Origin of the sequence: Cedecea neteri, assembly GCF_000758305.1 — a bacterium.
Lineage (GTDB): Bacteria > Pseudomonadota > Gammaproteobacteria > Enterobacterales > Enterobacteriaceae > Cedecea > Cedecea neteri_C.
The window spans coordinates 168,672-183,869 of record NZ_CP009458.1 but is presented as its reverse complement, the minus strand read 5'-3'; the positions used below and the strand labels follow the sequence as shown (position 1 = coordinate 183,869).

The window sequence follows — 15,198 nt, the reverse complement described above, 5'->3', positions numbered from 1 at the left end:
TTAAATGACAATGTTTATGCAACAAACTTCAGTTGGCAGCCGGGTTCAATGCACTGAGGCAGCGGGCCATTGACGTGTACGGTGCCAGGGTATTCCGCCCGTGCTTCACCGTCGAAGCGCAGGGTGATGTGCCCGAGCTCCTGCAAGTTTTGCTGGGCCACGTCGCCGACGGCGGTGACGGCGTAATGCTGGCCATTGAGTTCAAAGTGGATACCTGGCTTTAGCTGGCCGGTCAGCTCACCGTGGCAGTGGATAAAGCAGTAATCCTGAATATCCGCCGGGGCACCCTCCCGAAAGGTAATAAGCATGTTGTCTGCCAGCGCCTCGCGCGCGCACTCTCCAATCTGGACGATGGTGGTCTGGTAAATGATCTGCATGGGGTTTTCCTTTATTGGTAGATGAAGCCGGACACCAGCCAGGCGATTAACACGGTGGGAGCGCCCGTTAAAAAGCGACCGACCAGAACAGAAGGCACGCCGACGCGTACCGTTTCCTGCCGGGCTTCTGCCAGAGACAGACCAACAGGAATAAAATCGCAGGCGGCCTGGGCGTTAATGGCAAACAGCGCGGGCAGCGCCAGGTGAGGAGGGATATGTCCGAGGCCAATCTGCACCCCAATCAGCACCCCGATGACCTGCGCAATCACCGCCCCTGGGCCAAGGAAAGGTGAGAGCAGGGGGAAAGAACAAATCAGCGCGAGCGTAATCAGGCCTATAGGGTTGTTGGCTAGTGGGGCCAGGCCGTGGGCAATCCAGTCGCCCAGCCCTGACGCCATGATGATGCCAATCAGCGCCGACACGAAGGCCATAAAAGGCAGAATTGTTTTCAGAACCGTGTCGATAGTGTCGCGTCCTGCCTGAAACAGCACGGCTACGGCTGAGCCCATTCCCATACCGACTTTAGCCAGCAGGCCGTCGCTTTGTTCGGTGATTTTTTTGCTGGCGTCGTAGTCCCGCGCTGGCGCCTGTTTGCGCTCGACCTGCGGTTCGCCGCTGGCCCAGCTAATGTTTTCTTCCCGGACGCCTGAGACGTAAATATCTTCAACAATGTACTGCGCCAGGGGACCGGATTTGCCAGTGGCGTGGATATTGATGGTTGGGATGCGGCGTTTGGGGTAGAGCCCGCAGCGCAGCGTACCGCCGCAGTCTATGATTGCCAGCGCAATTTCTGCCTCCGGCGGTTCGCCGTCTTTAAAACCGTCTACCGCCTGGCAGCCTGTCATTTCGCTTAACTTGTCGACGATTGCCGGGCGTGTGCCCGCCGTGATGTAAACGATCTTTTTGCTCGGATCGACCGGGACGATCAGCGGCCCGCCCCATCCACCCTGGCCTTTTTCAATACGAATGCTTTGAGTCATGATTTTTCCTTAGAGGCGAACCTGGCGTTCCAGCTCAATGCCCATTTTTTTCTCGAAAATCGAGGTGGTGAGATCGGTTATCCAGCCGCGGAAGAAGTTGGTGACCAGCCCAACCAGCAAATAACTCACTGCCAGAGGGGCCAGCGGCAGGCCCAGCGTCGTTAACCCGCTGGCAATGCCCAGATAAACAAACAGTTCGCCAGGGTTGATGTGGGGAAACAAACCGTTCATCGAATGGCAGCTATATGATGCAGCGGCGTAATAGCTCGGTTTGTACTTCTCAGGCATAAAGCGCCCCAGACTTAGCGTCATCGGGTTGCAAAACACAAAGGTGCCGAGGCAGGGCAGCAAGAGGTAGCGCGATACGGGGTTGCCTGCACAGCGCTGCGCCATGCGTTCAATGCGGTGCTGGCCGATAAAGTTAATCAGCGCGTTCATTATCACCAGCAGGCTTATCAGCAGAGGGAGAATGCCGGTCACCATACCGGTAAAGACCTCTCCGCCTTTCTGAAACAGGCCAATAAACCACTCCGCCCCGTGGGTAATCATGTCGATCATTTCTGTCTCCTGTAGGGTTATCTGCTCACCGTTGTTTCCGGTGGTGACTCATATTAATCATTTTGAAATGCGTAAATATGTTATTTGGATCTCATTGTGAAATATAAATCTGTCAGTTTGAAAGATAATTGAATGGTGAAAGAGGTGAAAAAATGACGTTCTGATTGATCGAAGGGGTATGTGTGCTTGATTGAGGGTTCGTTTATGCCGAAGTGTAAAACAGAAATTTACAAGGTCAGTTGAGTAGATTATGTTATGTTATAACGAAACAATATTGGTGCCGGTATGTCCGCTGTTGCTCCCTCTTCCTTATTCAGCCTTTCCGGGCTGCTTCGCGCGGCCCTTGTAGCAGCGCTGATCCTCATACTTTGGGGCGCCATTCATTGGGCGGTTATCCTGCCATGATCGAATTGCAGAATCTCGAGTTGGGCTATTACGGCAACGTTGTGGTGTCGGCGCTCAGCGGCCAGTTCCGGCGTGGCAGCATGACGGCGGTGATCGGGGCCAACGGTTGCGGTAAATCGACGCTGTTAAAAACCCTGGCCGGGCTACTGCCTCCCATTTCCGGCAGCGTAAAGTTTCAGGACAATATGCGCCCACGCATTGCCTGGCTGCCGCAGTTAGGGGAAATGGATCGGCAATTTCCTGCCACGGTTTATGACGTGGTTTGTATGGGGAGCTGGCCGGGACGCGGGCTGTTTTCCGGCCTTCGTCGCCAGCACCGTGAACGCGTGATGGAAGCGATTGAACGCGTGGGATTAAGTGAGCATTACCTGCGGCCTATTGATGTGCTCTCAGGGGGACAGTTTCAACGTATGCTGTTTGCCCGCCTGCTGGTTCAGGACGCGCCGCTGGTGCTGCTTGATGAACCGTTCACCGGCGTGGATGCACAAACCAGCGAATTTTTAATGGAACTGATGTGCCAGATGCATCTGGATGGCAAGACGCTTATTAGCGTGCTGCATAACAACGAGCTGGTACGTCGCCATTTTCCTGAAGTCTTGCTGCTCACCCCGGAGGGTTACCAGTGGGGCAGCGCCGACGAAGCCTTAGCGCAATATGCTTCCTTTCGCCCACGTCTGGTACAAACTGCATGATTTATCACCTTTTTATTGAGCCGTTTGTGGCTTACGGCTTTATGCGTCGCGCGCTGGTGGCCTGCCTGTCGCTTTCCCTGAGTACCGTTCCGCTTGGCATTTTTCTCCTTCTGCGCCGCATGAGCCTGGTGGGGGATGCGCTTTCGCATGCTATTTTGCCCGGCGTTGCCGTGGGCTATCTGGTTGCCGGTATGTCGCTGGTGGCGATGGGCATTGGTGGGTTTGTCGCTGGCGTGCTGGTGGCTTTACTTTCCGGCTGGGTTAGCGCCCGGACGCCGTTAAAAGAAGATGCCAGCTTTGCTGGATTCTACCTTGGTTCTCTGGCGCTCGGCGTGACGCTGATATCGTTGCGCGGTTCAAGCGTTGACCTTCTGCACCTGCTGTTTGGCTCGATTCTCGCCGTGGATGGTGAAGCTATTAAGTTTGTAGGTCTCATTGCAAGCGTGACGCTGGTTGCGCTGGCGCTGCTTTACCGTGGTCTGGTGCTGGAGTCGTTTGACCGCAGTTTTTTACAGGTGAACAACCGGCTGCTGCCGTCGCTTATTCACGGCACGTTTTTAGCGTTGCTGGTGCTTAACCTGGTCGCCGGTTTCCAGATCCTCGGCACATTAATGTCCGTTGGCCTGATGATGCTGCCCGCCATTGCCGCGCGCTGCTGGGCTAAGACATTGCCGGGTTCGATCGCTCTTGCCGTGGTGTGTGGCCTGATTTGCGCCTGGTTAGGGCTGGTGTGGTCTTTCTATGCCTCTTTACCGGCCGGGCCTGCCATTGTGCTTACCGCGAGCGTCGCATTCTTTATCTCAATACTTTTCGGACCGCGCAGCGTGCTTGCAGGGAGCCTGCTGCGTAGGAAATTGGCAATCATAAAGGGGGTTAAATGAAACGTTTAGGGATTGGTATTGCGCTGGCTCTGGCGCTCTCCAGCCAGATGGCTGCAGCGAAAACGCTGAATGTAGTGGCAAGTTTCACCGTGCTGGCTGATATGGCTAAACAGGTTGGCGGCGACCACGTCAAAGTCACCAGCCTGGTGGGGCCGGATGGTGACCCGCATAGCTTTGAACCCTCGCCGAAAGACAGCGTCGCGCTGCGTAATGCGGATGTGGTGATTGTGAGCGGGCTCGGCATGGAAGGGTGGATGGATCGCCTGGTGACGGCGTCGGGTTACAAAGGCAAAGTTATCGTGGCTTCCCAGGGGATTAACACCCGCAGTATGGAAGAAGACGGTAAATCGATCACTGACCCACATGCGTGGAACAGCGCGGCAAACGGGGCAATCTACGCGGAGAATATCTCTGCGGCGCTGATTGCTGCCGACCCACAGGACGCTGCGGCGATCCGTAAAAGCGGTGATAGCTATGCAGCGCGCCTGAAGCAGCTAGACGGCTGGGCGAAAAAGCGCTTTGCGGATGTGCCGCAGGCAAAACGCAAGGTTCTGACCAGCCACGACGCGTTTGGTTACTTTGGTGAGGCTTACGGCGTCACGTTCCTGGCGCCAGTCGGCTTTTCCACTGAAGCCCAGGCCAGCGCCAGCGACGTGGCTTCTCTGATTAAACAGCTCAAAGAAGAACATATTTCCACCTATTTCATTGAGAATCAGACCGATCCGCGCCTGGTGAAGCAAATTGCCAGCGCGACCGGCGCTAAGCCTGGCGGTGAGCTTTATCCAGAGGCGCTTTCAGGCCCTGGCGGCCCAGCAAGCACCTACGAAAAGGCGTTTAAACATAACGTGAACACCATCGCCAACAGCATGAAGTAGTTTTTCTCCCGGCCAGCTTTTGCTGGCCGTTCCATTTCTGGAACCCTTCCCGAGTATCCCGATGTAATCCCCTGCAACGCCCGTAAAGTGCTATCGTGTTGGCTAATGATATGTCTACAATCGGAGCCAGCATGACAGACAGCGCATTGTTTAAGCTAAGCCAGCGGGTAGGGAATGGCCTTGGGCAGCTTGGGGCCACCGTGACTACTGCAGAATCCTGTACCGGCGGCTGGATCGCGAAAGTGATTACCGACGTTGCCGGCAGCTCAGCCTGGTTTGAGCGGGGTTTTGTGACCTACAGCAATGAAGCAAAACATCAGCTAATTGGCGTGAACGAAACCACGCTGGAAGCCTATGGCGCCGTCAGTAAAGGCGTGGTGCTTGAGATGGCTCAGGGAGCGCTTGCCGCCGCTAAAGCGGATTATGCTGTTTCTGTCAGCGGTATCGCCGGGCCGGATGGTGGCACGCCTGAAAAACCGGTCGGTACGGTGTGGTTTGGTTTTGCGGACAAGCATGGCAGAGCGCTGGCAAAAGTGCAGTGCTTTGACGGCGACCGCGATGCCGTCCGCCGCCAGGCCACGGAATTCGCCTTGCAGAGCCTGTGGGACGATTTTCTAAAAAATAAACTTGATACTGTATGACTGTACAGTATAATTGCCTCAACGAAACAGTATTGAGAACGCGGGGTTGCGAATCATCGCATCACTCAGCATGACAGGAGTAGAAATGGCTATCGACGAAAACAAACAGAAGGCGTTAGCGGCAGCACTGGGCCAGATTGAAAAGCAATTTGGTAAAGGCTCCATCATGCGCTTGGGTGAAGACCGCTCCATGGATGTGGAAACGATCTCTACCGGTTCACTTTCTCTGGATATCGCGCTGGGTGCAGGCGGCCTGCCAATGGGCCGTATCGTAGAAATTTACGGGCCTGAATCTTCCGGTAAAACAACGCTGACCCTGCAGGTTATTGCGGCCGCGCAGCGCGGCGGTAAAACCTGTGCGTTCATCGATGCCGAGCACGCGCTGGACCCGGTCTATGCCAAAAAGCTGGGCGTTGATATCGACAACCTGCTGTGTTCCCAGCCTGATACCGGTGAGCAAGCGCTGGAAATCTGTGACGCACTGGCACGTTCAGGTGCTGTTGACGTCATCATCGTTGACTCCGTTGCGGCACTGACGCCGAAAGCGGAAATCGAAGGTGAAATCGGCGACTCTCACATGGGCCTTGCGGCACGTATGATGAGCCAGGCAATGCGTAAACTGGCGGGTAACCTGAAGCAGTCCAACACGCTGCTGATCTTCATCAACCAGATCCGTATGAAAATTGGCGTGATGTTCGGTAACCCGGAAACCACGACCGGTGGTAATGCGCTGAAATTCTACGCGTCTGTCCGTCTCGATATTCGCCGTATCGGTGCCGTGAAGGATGGCGAAAACGTCGTCGGTAGCGAAACCCGCGTGAAGGTAGTGAAAAACAAAATTGCCGCGCCATTTAAGCAGGCTGAGTTCCAGATCCTCTACGGCGAAGGTATCAACTTCTACGGTGAGCTGGTTGACCTGGGCGTGAAGCACAAGCTGATTGAAAAAGCGGGTGCATGGTACAGCTACAACGGTGAAAAAATCGGTCAGGGCAAGGCAAACGCCAGCAACTTCCTGAAAGAGAACAAGCCGATGGCGGAAGAGATTGAGAAGAAACTGCGCGAAATGCTGCTGAATAACCAGGACAGCACGCCGGACTTCACGGTAGATGACCACGACGAAGACGCGGTCGAAACCAACGAAGACTTCTAAAATAAGACAAAGGGCTGCTAACGCGGCCCTTTGTGCTTTATCTCCCTCTTATATCGATCTTTGTCACACGACTCTATGCCCGACAACACCGCTTCTCCCCGCCGTAGCCCTTTTGCCCGCCTTTTAGATAAGGCGACCCGTATTCTTGCCATGCGTGACCACAGCGAACACGAACTTCGCCGTAAGCTGGCAACGCCTTCTGCCTTTGCGGCAAAATTTGCTAAAGAGGACGAACCTGAGGTCACTCAGGAAGACATTGATAAGGTTATTGCCTGGTGTTACGAACACCGCTGGCTGGATGACGTGCAGTTTGCGTCACGTTTTATTGCCAGCCGCAGCCGGAAAGGGTACGGACCGCAGCGTATTCGTCAGGAACTTAAGCAAAAGGGCATAGACCGGGCTATTGGTGAGTCGGCGATGATGGCCTGTGAAATTGACTGGCAGCCGCTGGCGCGGGAACTGGCCGAACGCAAGTTTGGCTCGCCGCTGCCAACAGAGTGGCAGATGAAGGCGAAAGTGCAGCGTTTTCTTCTCTATCGTGGCTTCTTTATGGAAGACATTCAGGAGATCTGGCGAAATTTTGCTGATTAGGGCCACACTGGATTTTACTTCCCTCGCCAGAAAACTTATCTTATTCCCACTTTTTTCCAGGTAAGCTGGCCTGAGCCGTTTGCGTTACGGCCGTCATGGCAGCTTTACAACTCTTCGTTAGCTTGATTCCAGGATAATTATGAGCAAGAGCACCGCTGAGATCCGTCAGGCGTTTCTCGATTTTTTCCATAGTAAAGGCCACCAGGTTGTAGCGAGCAGCTCCCTGGTCCCGAACAACGATCCGACTTTGCTGTTTACCAATGCCGGGATGAACCAGTTCAAGGATGTCTTCCTGGGTCTCGACAAACGTAACTATTCCCGCGCCACAACGTCTCAGCGTTGCGTCCGTGCAGGCGGCAAGCACAACGATCTGGAAAACGTCGGTTACACCGCGCGTCACCATACGTTCTTCGAGATGCTGGGTAACTTCAGCTTTGGCGACTATTTCAAACACGATGCGATTAACTTTGCCTGGGAACTGCTGACCGGCGAAAACTGGTTTGCTCTGCCGAAAGAGCGTCTGTGGGTGACCGTCTACGAAACCGATGACGAAGCCTATGAAATCTGGGAAAAAGAAGTCGGTGTGCCGCGCGAGCGTATTATTCGCATTGGCGATAACAAAGGCGCAGCCTTCGCATCCGATAACTTCTGGCAGATGGGTGACACCGGCCCTTGCGGTCCGTGTACCGAAATTTTCTACGATCACGGCGATCACATCTGGGGCGGGCCTCCGGGAAGCCCTGAAGAAGATGGCGATCGGTACATTGAGATCTGGAACATCGTGTTCATGCAGTTCAACCGTCAGATCGACGGCACCATGCTGCCGCTACCAAAACCTTCTGTCGATACCGGTATGGGTCTGGAGCGTATTGCGGCTGTTCTGCAGCACGTTAACTCCAACTACGATATCGACCTGTTCAAAAAGCTGATTCAGTCCGTTGCTGAAGTGACCGGCGCGACCGATCTGTCGAACAAATCCCTGCGCGTTATTGCGGACCACATCCGTTCATGTGCGTTCCTGATTGCCGATGGCGTAACCCCTTCTAACGAAAACCGTGGCTACGTTCTGCGCCGTATCATTCGTCGTGCCATTCGCCACGGCAACATGCTGGGTGCGAAAGACACGTTCTTCTATAAGCTGGTTGGCCCATTAGTCGAAGTCATGGGGTCTGCGGGCGAAGAACTGGCCAAACAGCAGTCGCTGGTTGAGCAGGTTCTGAAAACTGAAGAAGAGCAGTTTGCCCGCACGCTGGAGCGCGGTCTGGCGCTGCTGGATGACGAACTGGCGAAGCTGAAGGGTGATACGCTGGATGGCGAAACCGCTTTCCGCCTGTATGACACCTACGGCTTCCCTGTGGACCTGACGGCTGACGTGTGCCGTGAGCGCAACATCAAAGTTGACGAAGCAGGCTTTGAGGCCGCAATGGAAGAGCAGCGTCGTCGCGCGCGCGAGTCCAGCGGGTTTGGCGCAGACTACAACAGCATGATCCGCGTGGATTCTGCTTCTGAATTTAAAGGCTATGACAGCCTCGACCTGAACGCGAAAGTGATCGCGCTGTTCGTTGACGGCAAATCCGTTGACCAGGTTACTGCCGGTCAGGATGCCGTCGTGGTACTGAACGAGACGCCATTCTATGGTGAGTCTGGTGGCCAGGTTGGCGATAAAGGTAATGTGAAAGGCCACGGTGTTGACTTCGCGGTTAGCGATACTCAGAAATACGGTCAGGCTATCGGCCACCTGGGCAAGCTGGTTTCCGGCGTGCTGAAAGTGGGCGACAGCGTGGAAGCGAAAGTTGATGAAGCTCGTCGCGCTCGTATTCGTCTGAATCACTCCGCAACGCACCTTCTGCATGCTGCGCTGCGCCAGGTGCTTGGTACTCACGTTGCTCAGAAAGGCTCTTTGGTAAACGACAAAGGCCTGCGCTTCGACTTCTCTCATTTTGAAGCGATGAAGCCAGCTGAAATCCGCGCCGTAGAAGATATCGTTAACGCGCAGATTCGCCGTAACCTGCCTGTCGAAACCAAGGTTATGGATCTGGAAGCGGCGAAAGCGAAGGGCGCAATGGCGCTGTTTGGCGAGAAGTATGACGACCATGTCCGTGTTCTGAGCATGGGAGACTTCTCCACCGAACTGTGTGGCGGTACTCACGCTTCACGTACGGGCGACATCGGTCTGTTCCGCATCGTTGCGGAATCGGGTACGGCGGCAGGGGTTCGTCGTATTGAAGCCGTGACCGGCGAAGGCGCACTGGCCAATCTCCATGCGCAAAGTGATCAACTGCACGACATCGCTCAACTGCTGAAAGGCGACAGCCAGAACCTGAACGAGAAAGTCCGTTCAGTACTGGAACGTACCCGTCAGTTGGAAAAAGAGCTGCAGCAGTTGAAAGAACAGCAGGCTTCGCAGGAGAGCGCAAACCTCTCCAGCAAAGCGGTTGAAGTAAAAGGCGTTAAATTACTGGTAAGCGAGCTGAGCAACGTCGAGCCTAAGATGTTGCGCACCATGGTCGATGACCTGAAAAATCAGCTTGGCTCCGCCGTGATTGTTCTGGCCACCGTGGCAGAAGGGAAAGTGTCTCTGATTGCTGGTGTCTCCAAAGATGTGACCGACCGTGTGAAAGCGGGGGAACTGGTGGGGATGGTTGCACAGCAAGTTGGTGGCAAAGGGGGCGGTCGTCCTGATATGGCTCAGGCGGGTGGTACAGATGCGGCGGCATTGCCGGGCGCACTGGCCGGCGTTGAGGCCTGGGTTACGGCAAAACTCTGAAAATAACTAAAAGTGTAATTGCGCCATAACTGTTCTCAGTTATGGCGTACTACCATTTACACACTATCAATAATGATAAAGTCAGGTTGAAGTTGTGTATATCGGCTAAACTTAGATATAACAGAGTGTAATGCTATGACAGAGTGCGTCTTATCTATTTGTCATTCGTTACGATTTCGCGTTATATGATGGATAATGCCGGGATACAGAGACCCGACTCTTTTAATCTTTCAAGGAGCAAAGAATGTTAATTCTGACTCGTCGAGTTGGTGAGACCCTTATGATTGGGGATGAGGTGACCGTGACTGTGCTTGGAGTAAAAGGCAACCAGGTCCGTATCGGTGTTAACGCCCCGAAGGAAGTCTCTGTACACCGCGAAGAAATCTACCAACGTATCCAGGCTGAAAAATCCCAGCAAACGAATTTCTAAAAATATCGCGCCTCGCTAATCTACAGCGAGGCGCATCTCTCTTCTTCCGGCTTTTCCCTTTCTCTCCCGTTAACACCATTTTGCTTCGCTTATCCGTGTGCTGTTTCTGCGCGCTTATTGCCGTTTGCCTGTTGATAAAACACTCTTTTTGCCTCCAAATTACGCTAATCGAGCGTGATTTGTGCAATCGATAGCGAGTAGGGAAAAATTGTTTGACTTATAAGTCCCAGAAAGTAATATGTGCGCCACGCAGCGACGAGAAGCTCTTACGAGTAACTTGAAGCACTCGAAAGAGGCGTGTGGTGAGGTGGCCGAGAGGCTGAAGGCGCTCCCCTGCTAAGGGAGTATGCGGTCAAAAGCTGCATCCGGGGTTCGAATCCCCGCCTCACCGCCATTTTGCATCCGTAGCTCAGCTGGATAGAGTACTCGGCTACGAACCGAGCGGTCGGAGGTTCGAATCCTCCCGGATGCACCATCTTCCCCTGCATCATTAGCGATGTCGGTGTGACAGAGAAAGTTAATTTCTCAGCCTGCACCAGGGAGGATAACGTTGCTTAAGCAACGGCCCTTTAGGGCAGGCCTTCGGAGAGTCATCCTCCCGGATGCACCATCTTCATCAGTGTTGTGGCATGATGAGCGACATTGAGTCAGTAGTAAAAGCAGCAATCCCGATGCATCCGTAGCTCAGCTGGATAGAGTACTCGGCTACGAACCGAGCGGTCGGAGGTTCGAATCCTCCCGGATGCACCATCTTCATCAATGTTGCGGCATGATGAGCGACATTGAGTCAGCAGTAAAAGCAGTAATCCCGATGCATCCGTAGCTCAGCTGGATAGAGTACTCGGCTACGAACCGAGCGGTCGGAGGTTCGAATCCTCCCGGATGCACCATATTTTCCCGCATCATTAGCGATGTCGATGTGACAGAGAAAGTTAATTTCTCCGCCAGCACTAGGGAAGATAACGTTGCTTCAGCAACGGCCCTTTAGGGCGAGCCTTCGGCGAGTCATCCTCCCGGATGCACCATATTTTCCCAATTATCAAATCTCGATAATTGAGATGCGTAGTAAAAGCAGCAATCCCGATGCATCCGTAGCTCAGCTGGATAGAGTACTCGGCTACGAACCGAGCGGTCGGAGGTTCGAATCCTCCCGGATGCACCATTTTCTTCCCAGTCGGTAGCGATACCGGTTTGACAGAGAAAGGTTTTTTCTCCGCCAGCACCAGGGAGGATAACGTTGCTTCAGCAACGGCCCTTTAGGGCGAGCCTTCGGTGAGTCATCCTCCCGGATGCACCATTTCCCCCGAGTCATTAGCAATGACGGTGTGACAGAGAAAGTTAATTCCTCCGAACGCATTAAATTCCCCTTCAATACTTCATTTAAACGTCCCCTGTTACAAACATACCGTATTAACTTTCAATACCCCTTTTTCGCAATATCGCCTCTACCCGCAGACAGCGACAATTTCAGCCATTTACGCTAAAGTACCGCCTCGACATTCAGTGAAGTGAGGGTGAGATGTACGATCGCTATGACGGTTTAATCTTTGATATGGACGGCACGATCCTTGATACGGAGCCGACTCACCGTAAAGCCTGGCACGAAACCCTTGGCCGCTATGGCATGAGCTTCGACGAGAAGGCGATGGTTGCCCTGAATGGCGCGCCAAGCTGGAAAATTGCCGCGGCAATTATTGAAAGCCATAATGCCGATCTCGATCCCCACAGTCTGGCAGCTGAAAAAACCGTTGCCGTTCGAGCCATGCTGCTTGATACCGTCCGTCCGCTGCCGCTGATTGAAGTGGTGAAAGCCTGGCATGGCCGCCGCCCGATGTCGGTCGGCACAGGGAGCGAAAGCGATATTGCGGAAGCGCTGCTTAAGCATCTTGGCCTGCGTCAGTATTTTGCTGCGGTCGTGGCAGCAGATCATGTTAAACACCATAAGCCAGCACCTGATACCTTCTTACGCTGCGCCGAGCTGATGGGCGTGGCACCGGAGAAATGTGTGGTGTTTGAAGATGCTGATTTTGGTCTTCAGGCGGCCCGCAGTGCAGGAATGGATGTTGTGGACGTGCGCTTACTGTGAGCGACACGCTATCGCTCCTGTCATTGTTCACCAGCAGTTTCCTGAGCGCGACTCTGCTGCCGGGGAGCTCGGAAGCAGTACTTGTGGCGCTTCTGGTTGCCGGTAGTGGCCCGGTATCGGTTCTTGTGATAATAGCAACAATCGGTAATAGCCTTGGCGGTATGACTAACGTTATTCTGGGGCGCTTTTTCCCGCAGCGTATACAATCGCGCTGGCAGGGGAAAGCGACTGACTGGTTGACTCGTTTTGGCCCAGCGACGTTGTTATTGAGCTGGATGCCGCTAATAGGCGATCTGTTGTGCCTGCTGGCCGGGTGGTTACGCCTGAGCTGGGGGCCGGTGATATTCTTTTTATGCCTTGGCAAAGCGCTACGCTACATCGTTGTCGCGGCTGCAACGGTACAAGGCATGGCGTGGTGGCACTAATTGCGTGGGATGAGTCTTCATCACCGGCGAAAACAATTATGCTTATTAAAATAAATTCGACAGGCGGGAGGTCAATTTGATCCCGGACGTATCACAGGCTTTGGCCTGGCTGGAAAAACACCCTGAAGCAGTAAAAGGCATTTGCCGTGGTCTTGAGCGTGAAACGCTGCGCGTGACGCCAGAAGGCGATTTAGCCACCACCGGGCATCCTGAAAGCCTTGGCTCAGCGTTTACACATAAATGGATTACCACGGACTTCGCCGAAGCCCTCCTGGAATTTATTACTCCGGTTGATGGTGACATTGACCATATGCTGACCTTCCTGCGCGACATTCATCGCCACACGGCGCGTGAACTGGGCGAGGAACGTATGTGGCCGCTGAGTATGCCGTGCTACATCGACGACGGTCAGAACATCGAGCTGGCGCAGTACGGTTCTTCTAATGCGGGGCGCTTTAAAACGCTGTACCGCGAAGGGCTGAAAAATCGCTATGGCGCGCTGATGCAGACCATCTCCGGCGTGCATTACAATTTCTCCCTGCCGATGGCTTTCTGGCAGGCAAAATGCGGCGTACAGGATGCAGAAAGCGGCAAAGAGGCGATTTCTGCTGGCTACTTCCGCCTGATCCGCAACTATTATCGCTTTGGTTGGGTTATCCCTTACCTGTTCGGTGCCTCTCCGGCTATCTGCTCTTCATTCCTGCAGGGCAAAGAGAGCGCGTTGCCGTTTGAGAAAACCGAATGCGGCATGTATTACCTGCCGTATGCCACGTCATTGCGCTTGAGTGACCTGGGTTACACCAACAAGTCGCAGAGCAATCTGGGTATTACCTTCAACGATCTGAACACCTATGTCGATGCGCTGAAGCGGGCGATTAAAACCCCATCAGAAGAGTACGCTGAGATTGGTTTGATGAAGGACGGCAAGCACCTGCAGCTCAACACCAACGTACTGCAAATTGAAAATGAGCTTTATGCGCCGATTCGTCCAAAACGCGTGACGCGTGACGGCGAATCACCGTCGGATGCGCTGCTGCGCGGCGGCATCGAATATATCGAAGTGCGTTCGCTGGATATCAACCCGTTCTCGCCAATCGGCGTGGATGAGCAGCAGGTTCGATTCCTCGACCTGTTTATGATTTGGTGCGTACTGGCGGATGCGCCAGAGATGAGCAGCGATGAGCTGCTGTGCACCCGTACCAACTGGAACCGCGTGATTCTGGAAGGGCGTAAACCTGGGCTGACCCTGGGTATTGGCTGTGAAACGGCCCAGCACCCGCTGTCAAAAGTAGGCAAAGATCTGTTTACCGATTTACGTCGCGTGGCGGAAACGCTGGACGGCATGACCGACAGCCAGGAATACCAGCAAGTTTGCGACCAACTGGTTGCCAGCTTTGACGATCCGGAGTTAACGTATTCAGCACGTATTTTACGTTCTATGATTGATAACGGGATTGGCGGCACTGGCCTTGCGCTGGCTGAACAATACCGTCAGATGCTGATTCAGGAGCCGTTGGAGATTTTAACCGCGGATGCCCTGCAGAAAGAGCATGATGCATCATGGCAGCGTCAGCGGGATATTGAGGCGGCGGATACGGAGTCGTTCGATAGCTTTTTGGCGAAGAAGGCCTGACAGAAAAGAAAATGGCCACATACTTGTGGCCAAATATTCATCTCTGAATAACAGGGATGATGATAACAAATGCGCGTCTTTCATATACTCAGACTCGCGTGCGTAAAAATAGTTTCAATTATTTTTAAAAAAAATCATTTTATCGGAGGTGACCAGATGCCGTTGTTGGATAGCTTCACAGTCGACCATACTCGTATGGGTGCGCCTGCAGTCCGTGTAGCCAAAACTATGCACACGCCACACGGTGACACCATTACGGTGTTTGACCTGCGTTTTTGTGTCCCAAACAAGGAAGTGATGCCGGAAAAAGGGATCCATACTCTGGAGCACCTGTTTGCCGGTTTTATGCGTGACCACCTGAACGGAAATGGGGTAGAGATCATCGATATCTCCCCAATGGGCTGCCGTACTGGGTTCTACATGAGCCTGATCGGTGTACCTACAGAGCAGCGCGTGGCGGATGCCTGGAAAGCGGCGATGCAGGACGTGCTGAAAGTGAAAGAGCAAAATCAGATCCCTGAGCTGAACGTTTACCAGTGTGGGACGTATCAGATGCACTCTCTGCAGGAAGCGCAGGATATCGCGCGCCACATCATCGAGCATGGCGTCAGCGTCAACAGCAATGATGAGCTGGCTCTGCCGAAAGAGAAGCTGCAGGAACTGCACATCTAGTTTTGTGCCAGCAGTAAAAAGGAGCCATATGGCTC

General features: G+C 53.7%; 15 protein-coding genes and 5 tRNA genes. 17 read left to right on the top strand and 3 right to left on the bottom strand.

What is annotated here, in order from left to right; genetic code table 11:
* Positions 1-14 precede the first annotated feature (14 nt).
* From srlB to LH23_RS00875, 3 genes are read right to left on the bottom strand one after another with little or no spacing between them, the layout of a single operon-like run.
* Entirely contained in the window at positions 15-377 is a 363-nt protein-coding gene (srlB, locus tag LH23_RS00885) for a PTS glucitol/sorbitol transporter subunit IIA (protein ID WP_039287085.1), read from the bottom strand.
* A gap of 11 nt (positions 378-388) precedes the next feature.
* On the bottom strand, positions 389-1,357 hold the full coding sequence (locus LH23_RS00880; RefSeq protein WP_039287084.1) for a PTS glucitol/sorbitol transporter subunit IIB: 969 nt from the start codon (positions 1,355-1,357) through the stop codon (positions 389-391).
* A 9-nt stretch (positions 1,358-1,366) separates the two neighbouring features.
* Complete coding sequence (locus tag LH23_RS00875) at positions 1,367-1,915, bottom strand: PTS glucitol/sorbitol transporter subunit IIC (protein ID WP_039287082.1); 549 nt, start codon at positions 1,913-1,915, stop codon at positions 1,367-1,369.
* A gap of 401 nt (positions 1,916-2,316) precedes the next feature.
* Between LH23_RS00875 and LH23_RS00870 the strand changes: the two genes are divergently transcribed.
* The 17 genes from LH23_RS00870 to luxS all read left to right on the top strand — a co-directional run bounded on the left by LH23_RS00870 (position 2,317) and on the right by luxS (position 15,163).
* A complete protein-coding gene (locus LH23_RS00870) occupies positions 2,317-3,012 on the top strand; it encodes a metal ABC transporter ATP-binding protein (protein ID WP_039287080.1) in 696 nt (231 codons plus the stop codon).
* A complete protein-coding gene (locus tag LH23_RS00865) occupies positions 3,009-3,893 on the top strand; it encodes a metal ABC transporter permease (protein WP_039287077.1) in 885 nt (294 codons plus the stop codon). Before LH23_RS00870 ends, LH23_RS00865 begins: the two co-directional genes overlap by 4 nt.
* Entirely contained in the window at positions 3,890-4,768 is an 879-nt protein-coding gene (locus LH23_RS00860) for a metal ABC transporter substrate-binding protein (RefSeq protein WP_039287075.1), read from the top strand. Before LH23_RS00865 ends, LH23_RS00860 begins: the two co-directional genes overlap by 4 nt.
* Positions 4,769-4,899: 131 nt before the next feature.
* Positions 4,900-5,409 carry a nicotinamide-nucleotide amidase gene (gene pncC, locus LH23_RS00855; RefSeq protein ID WP_039287073.1) on the top strand — a complete coding sequence of 170 codons (510 nt, stop codon included), beginning with the start codon at positions 4,900-4,902 and terminating at the stop codon, positions 5,407-5,409.
* 85 nt (positions 5,410-5,494) lie between these two features.
* Entirely contained in the window at positions 5,495-6,559 is a 1,065-nt protein-coding gene (gene recA, locus LH23_RS00850; protein WP_039287071.1) for a recombinase RecA, read from the top strand.
* Between the two features lie 75 nt (positions 6,560-6,634).
* Positions 6,635-7,150 carry a regulatory protein RecX gene (locus LH23_RS00845; protein ID WP_039287068.1) on the top strand — a complete coding sequence of 172 codons (516 nt, stop codon included), beginning with the start codon at positions 6,635-6,637 and terminating at the stop codon, positions 7,148-7,150.
* A 139-nt stretch (positions 7,151-7,289) separates the two neighbouring features.
* Positions 7,290-9,917, top strand: a complete 2,628-nt coding sequence (alaS, locus tag LH23_RS00840; RefSeq protein ID WP_039287065.1) for an alanine--tRNA ligase — start codon at positions 7,290-7,292, stop codon at positions 9,915-9,917.
* A 244-nt stretch (positions 9,918-10,161) separates the two neighbouring features.
* Positions 10,162-10,347, top strand: coding sequence for a carbon storage regulator CsrA (gene csrA, locus LH23_RS00835; protein ID WP_008458257.1), 186 nt, complete (start codon positions 10,162-10,164; stop codon positions 10,345-10,347).
* Between the two features lie 301 nt (positions 10,348-10,648).
* A tRNA-Ser gene (locus LH23_RS00830) sits at positions 10,649-10,741 on the top strand.
* 4 nt (positions 10,742-10,745) lie between these two features.
* A tRNA-Arg gene (locus LH23_RS00825) sits at positions 10,746-10,822 on the top strand.
* A 198-nt stretch (positions 10,823-11,020) separates the two neighbouring features.
* Positions 11,021-11,097 (top strand) — tRNA-Arg (locus LH23_RS00820).
* Positions 11,098-11,160: 63 nt separating this feature from the next.
* A tRNA-Arg gene (locus LH23_RS00815) sits at positions 11,161-11,237 on the top strand.
* Positions 11,238-11,432: 195 nt separating this feature from the next.
* A tRNA-Arg gene (locus tag LH23_RS00810) sits at positions 11,433-11,509 on the top strand.
* 357 nt (positions 11,510-11,866) lie between these two features.
* Positions 11,867-12,433: a fructose-1-phosphate/6-phosphogluconate phosphatase gene (yqaB, locus tag LH23_RS00805; protein ID WP_039287062.1), complete on the top strand. Its 567-nt coding sequence runs from the start codon at positions 11,867-11,869 to the stop codon at positions 12,431-12,433.
* On the top strand, positions 12,430-12,858 hold the full coding sequence (locus tag LH23_RS00800; RefSeq protein WP_008458252.1) for a YqaA family protein: 429 nt from the start codon (positions 12,430-12,432) through the stop codon (positions 12,856-12,858). Before yqaB ends, LH23_RS00800 begins: the two co-directional genes overlap by 4 nt.
* Positions 12,859-12,934: 76 nt before the next feature.
* Positions 12,935-14,491, top strand: a complete 1,557-nt coding sequence (gene gshA, locus LH23_RS00795) for a glutamate--cysteine ligase (protein ID WP_039287058.1) — start codon at positions 12,935-12,937, stop codon at positions 14,489-14,491.
* A 156-nt stretch (positions 14,492-14,647) separates the two neighbouring features.
* The gene (gene luxS, locus LH23_RS00790) at positions 14,648-15,163 is read left to right on the top strand and encodes an S-ribosylhomocysteine lyase (protein WP_039287055.1); all 516 of its coding nucleotides are present in this window, start codon (positions 14,648-14,650) and stop codon (positions 15,161-15,163) included.
* Positions 15,164-15,198 lie beyond the last annotated feature (35 nt).

Coding starts and splice junctions, on each gene's coding strand:
- srlB (WP_039287085.1), bottom strand. CDS start 377: ATGCAGATCATTTACCAGACCACCATCGTCCAGATTGGAGAGTGCGCG.
- LH23_RS00880 (WP_039287084.1), bottom strand. CDS start 1,357: ATGACTCAAAGCATTCGTATTGAAAAAGGCCAGGGTGGATGGGGCGGG.
- LH23_RS00875 (WP_039287082.1), bottom strand. CDS start 1,915: ATGATCGACATGATTACCCACGGGGCGGAGTGGTTTATTGGCCTGTTT.
- LH23_RS00870 (WP_039287080.1), top strand. CDS start 2,317: ATGATCGAATTGCAGAATCTCGAGTTGGGCTATTACGGCAACGTTGTG.
- LH23_RS00865 (WP_039287077.1), top strand. CDS start 3,009: ATGATTTATCACCTTTTTATTGAGCCGTTTGTGGCTTACGGCTTTATG.
- LH23_RS00860 (WP_039287075.1), top strand. CDS start 3,890: ATGAAACGTTTAGGGATTGGTATTGCGCTGGCTCTGGCGCTCTCCAGC.
- pncC (WP_039287073.1), top strand. CDS start 4,900: ATGACAGACAGCGCATTGTTTAAGCTAAGCCAGCGGGTAGGGAATGGC.
- recA (WP_039287071.1), top strand. CDS start 5,495: ATGGCTATCGACGAAAACAAACAGAAGGCGTTAGCGGCAGCACTGGGC.
- LH23_RS00845 (WP_039287068.1), top strand. CDS start 6,635: ATGCCCGACAACACCGCTTCTCCCCGCCGTAGCCCTTTTGCCCGCCTT.
- alaS (WP_039287065.1), top strand. CDS start 7,290: ATGAGCAAGAGCACCGCTGAGATCCGTCAGGCGTTTCTCGATTTTTTC.
- csrA (WP_008458257.1), top strand. CDS start 10,162: ATGTTAATTCTGACTCGTCGAGTTGGTGAGACCCTTATGATTGGGGAT.
- yqaB (WP_039287062.1), top strand. CDS start 11,867: ATGTACGATCGCTATGACGGTTTAATCTTTGATATGGACGGCACGATC.
- luxS (WP_039287055.1), top strand. CDS start 14,648: ATGCCGTTGTTGGATAGCTTCACAGTCGACCATACTCGTATGGGTGCG.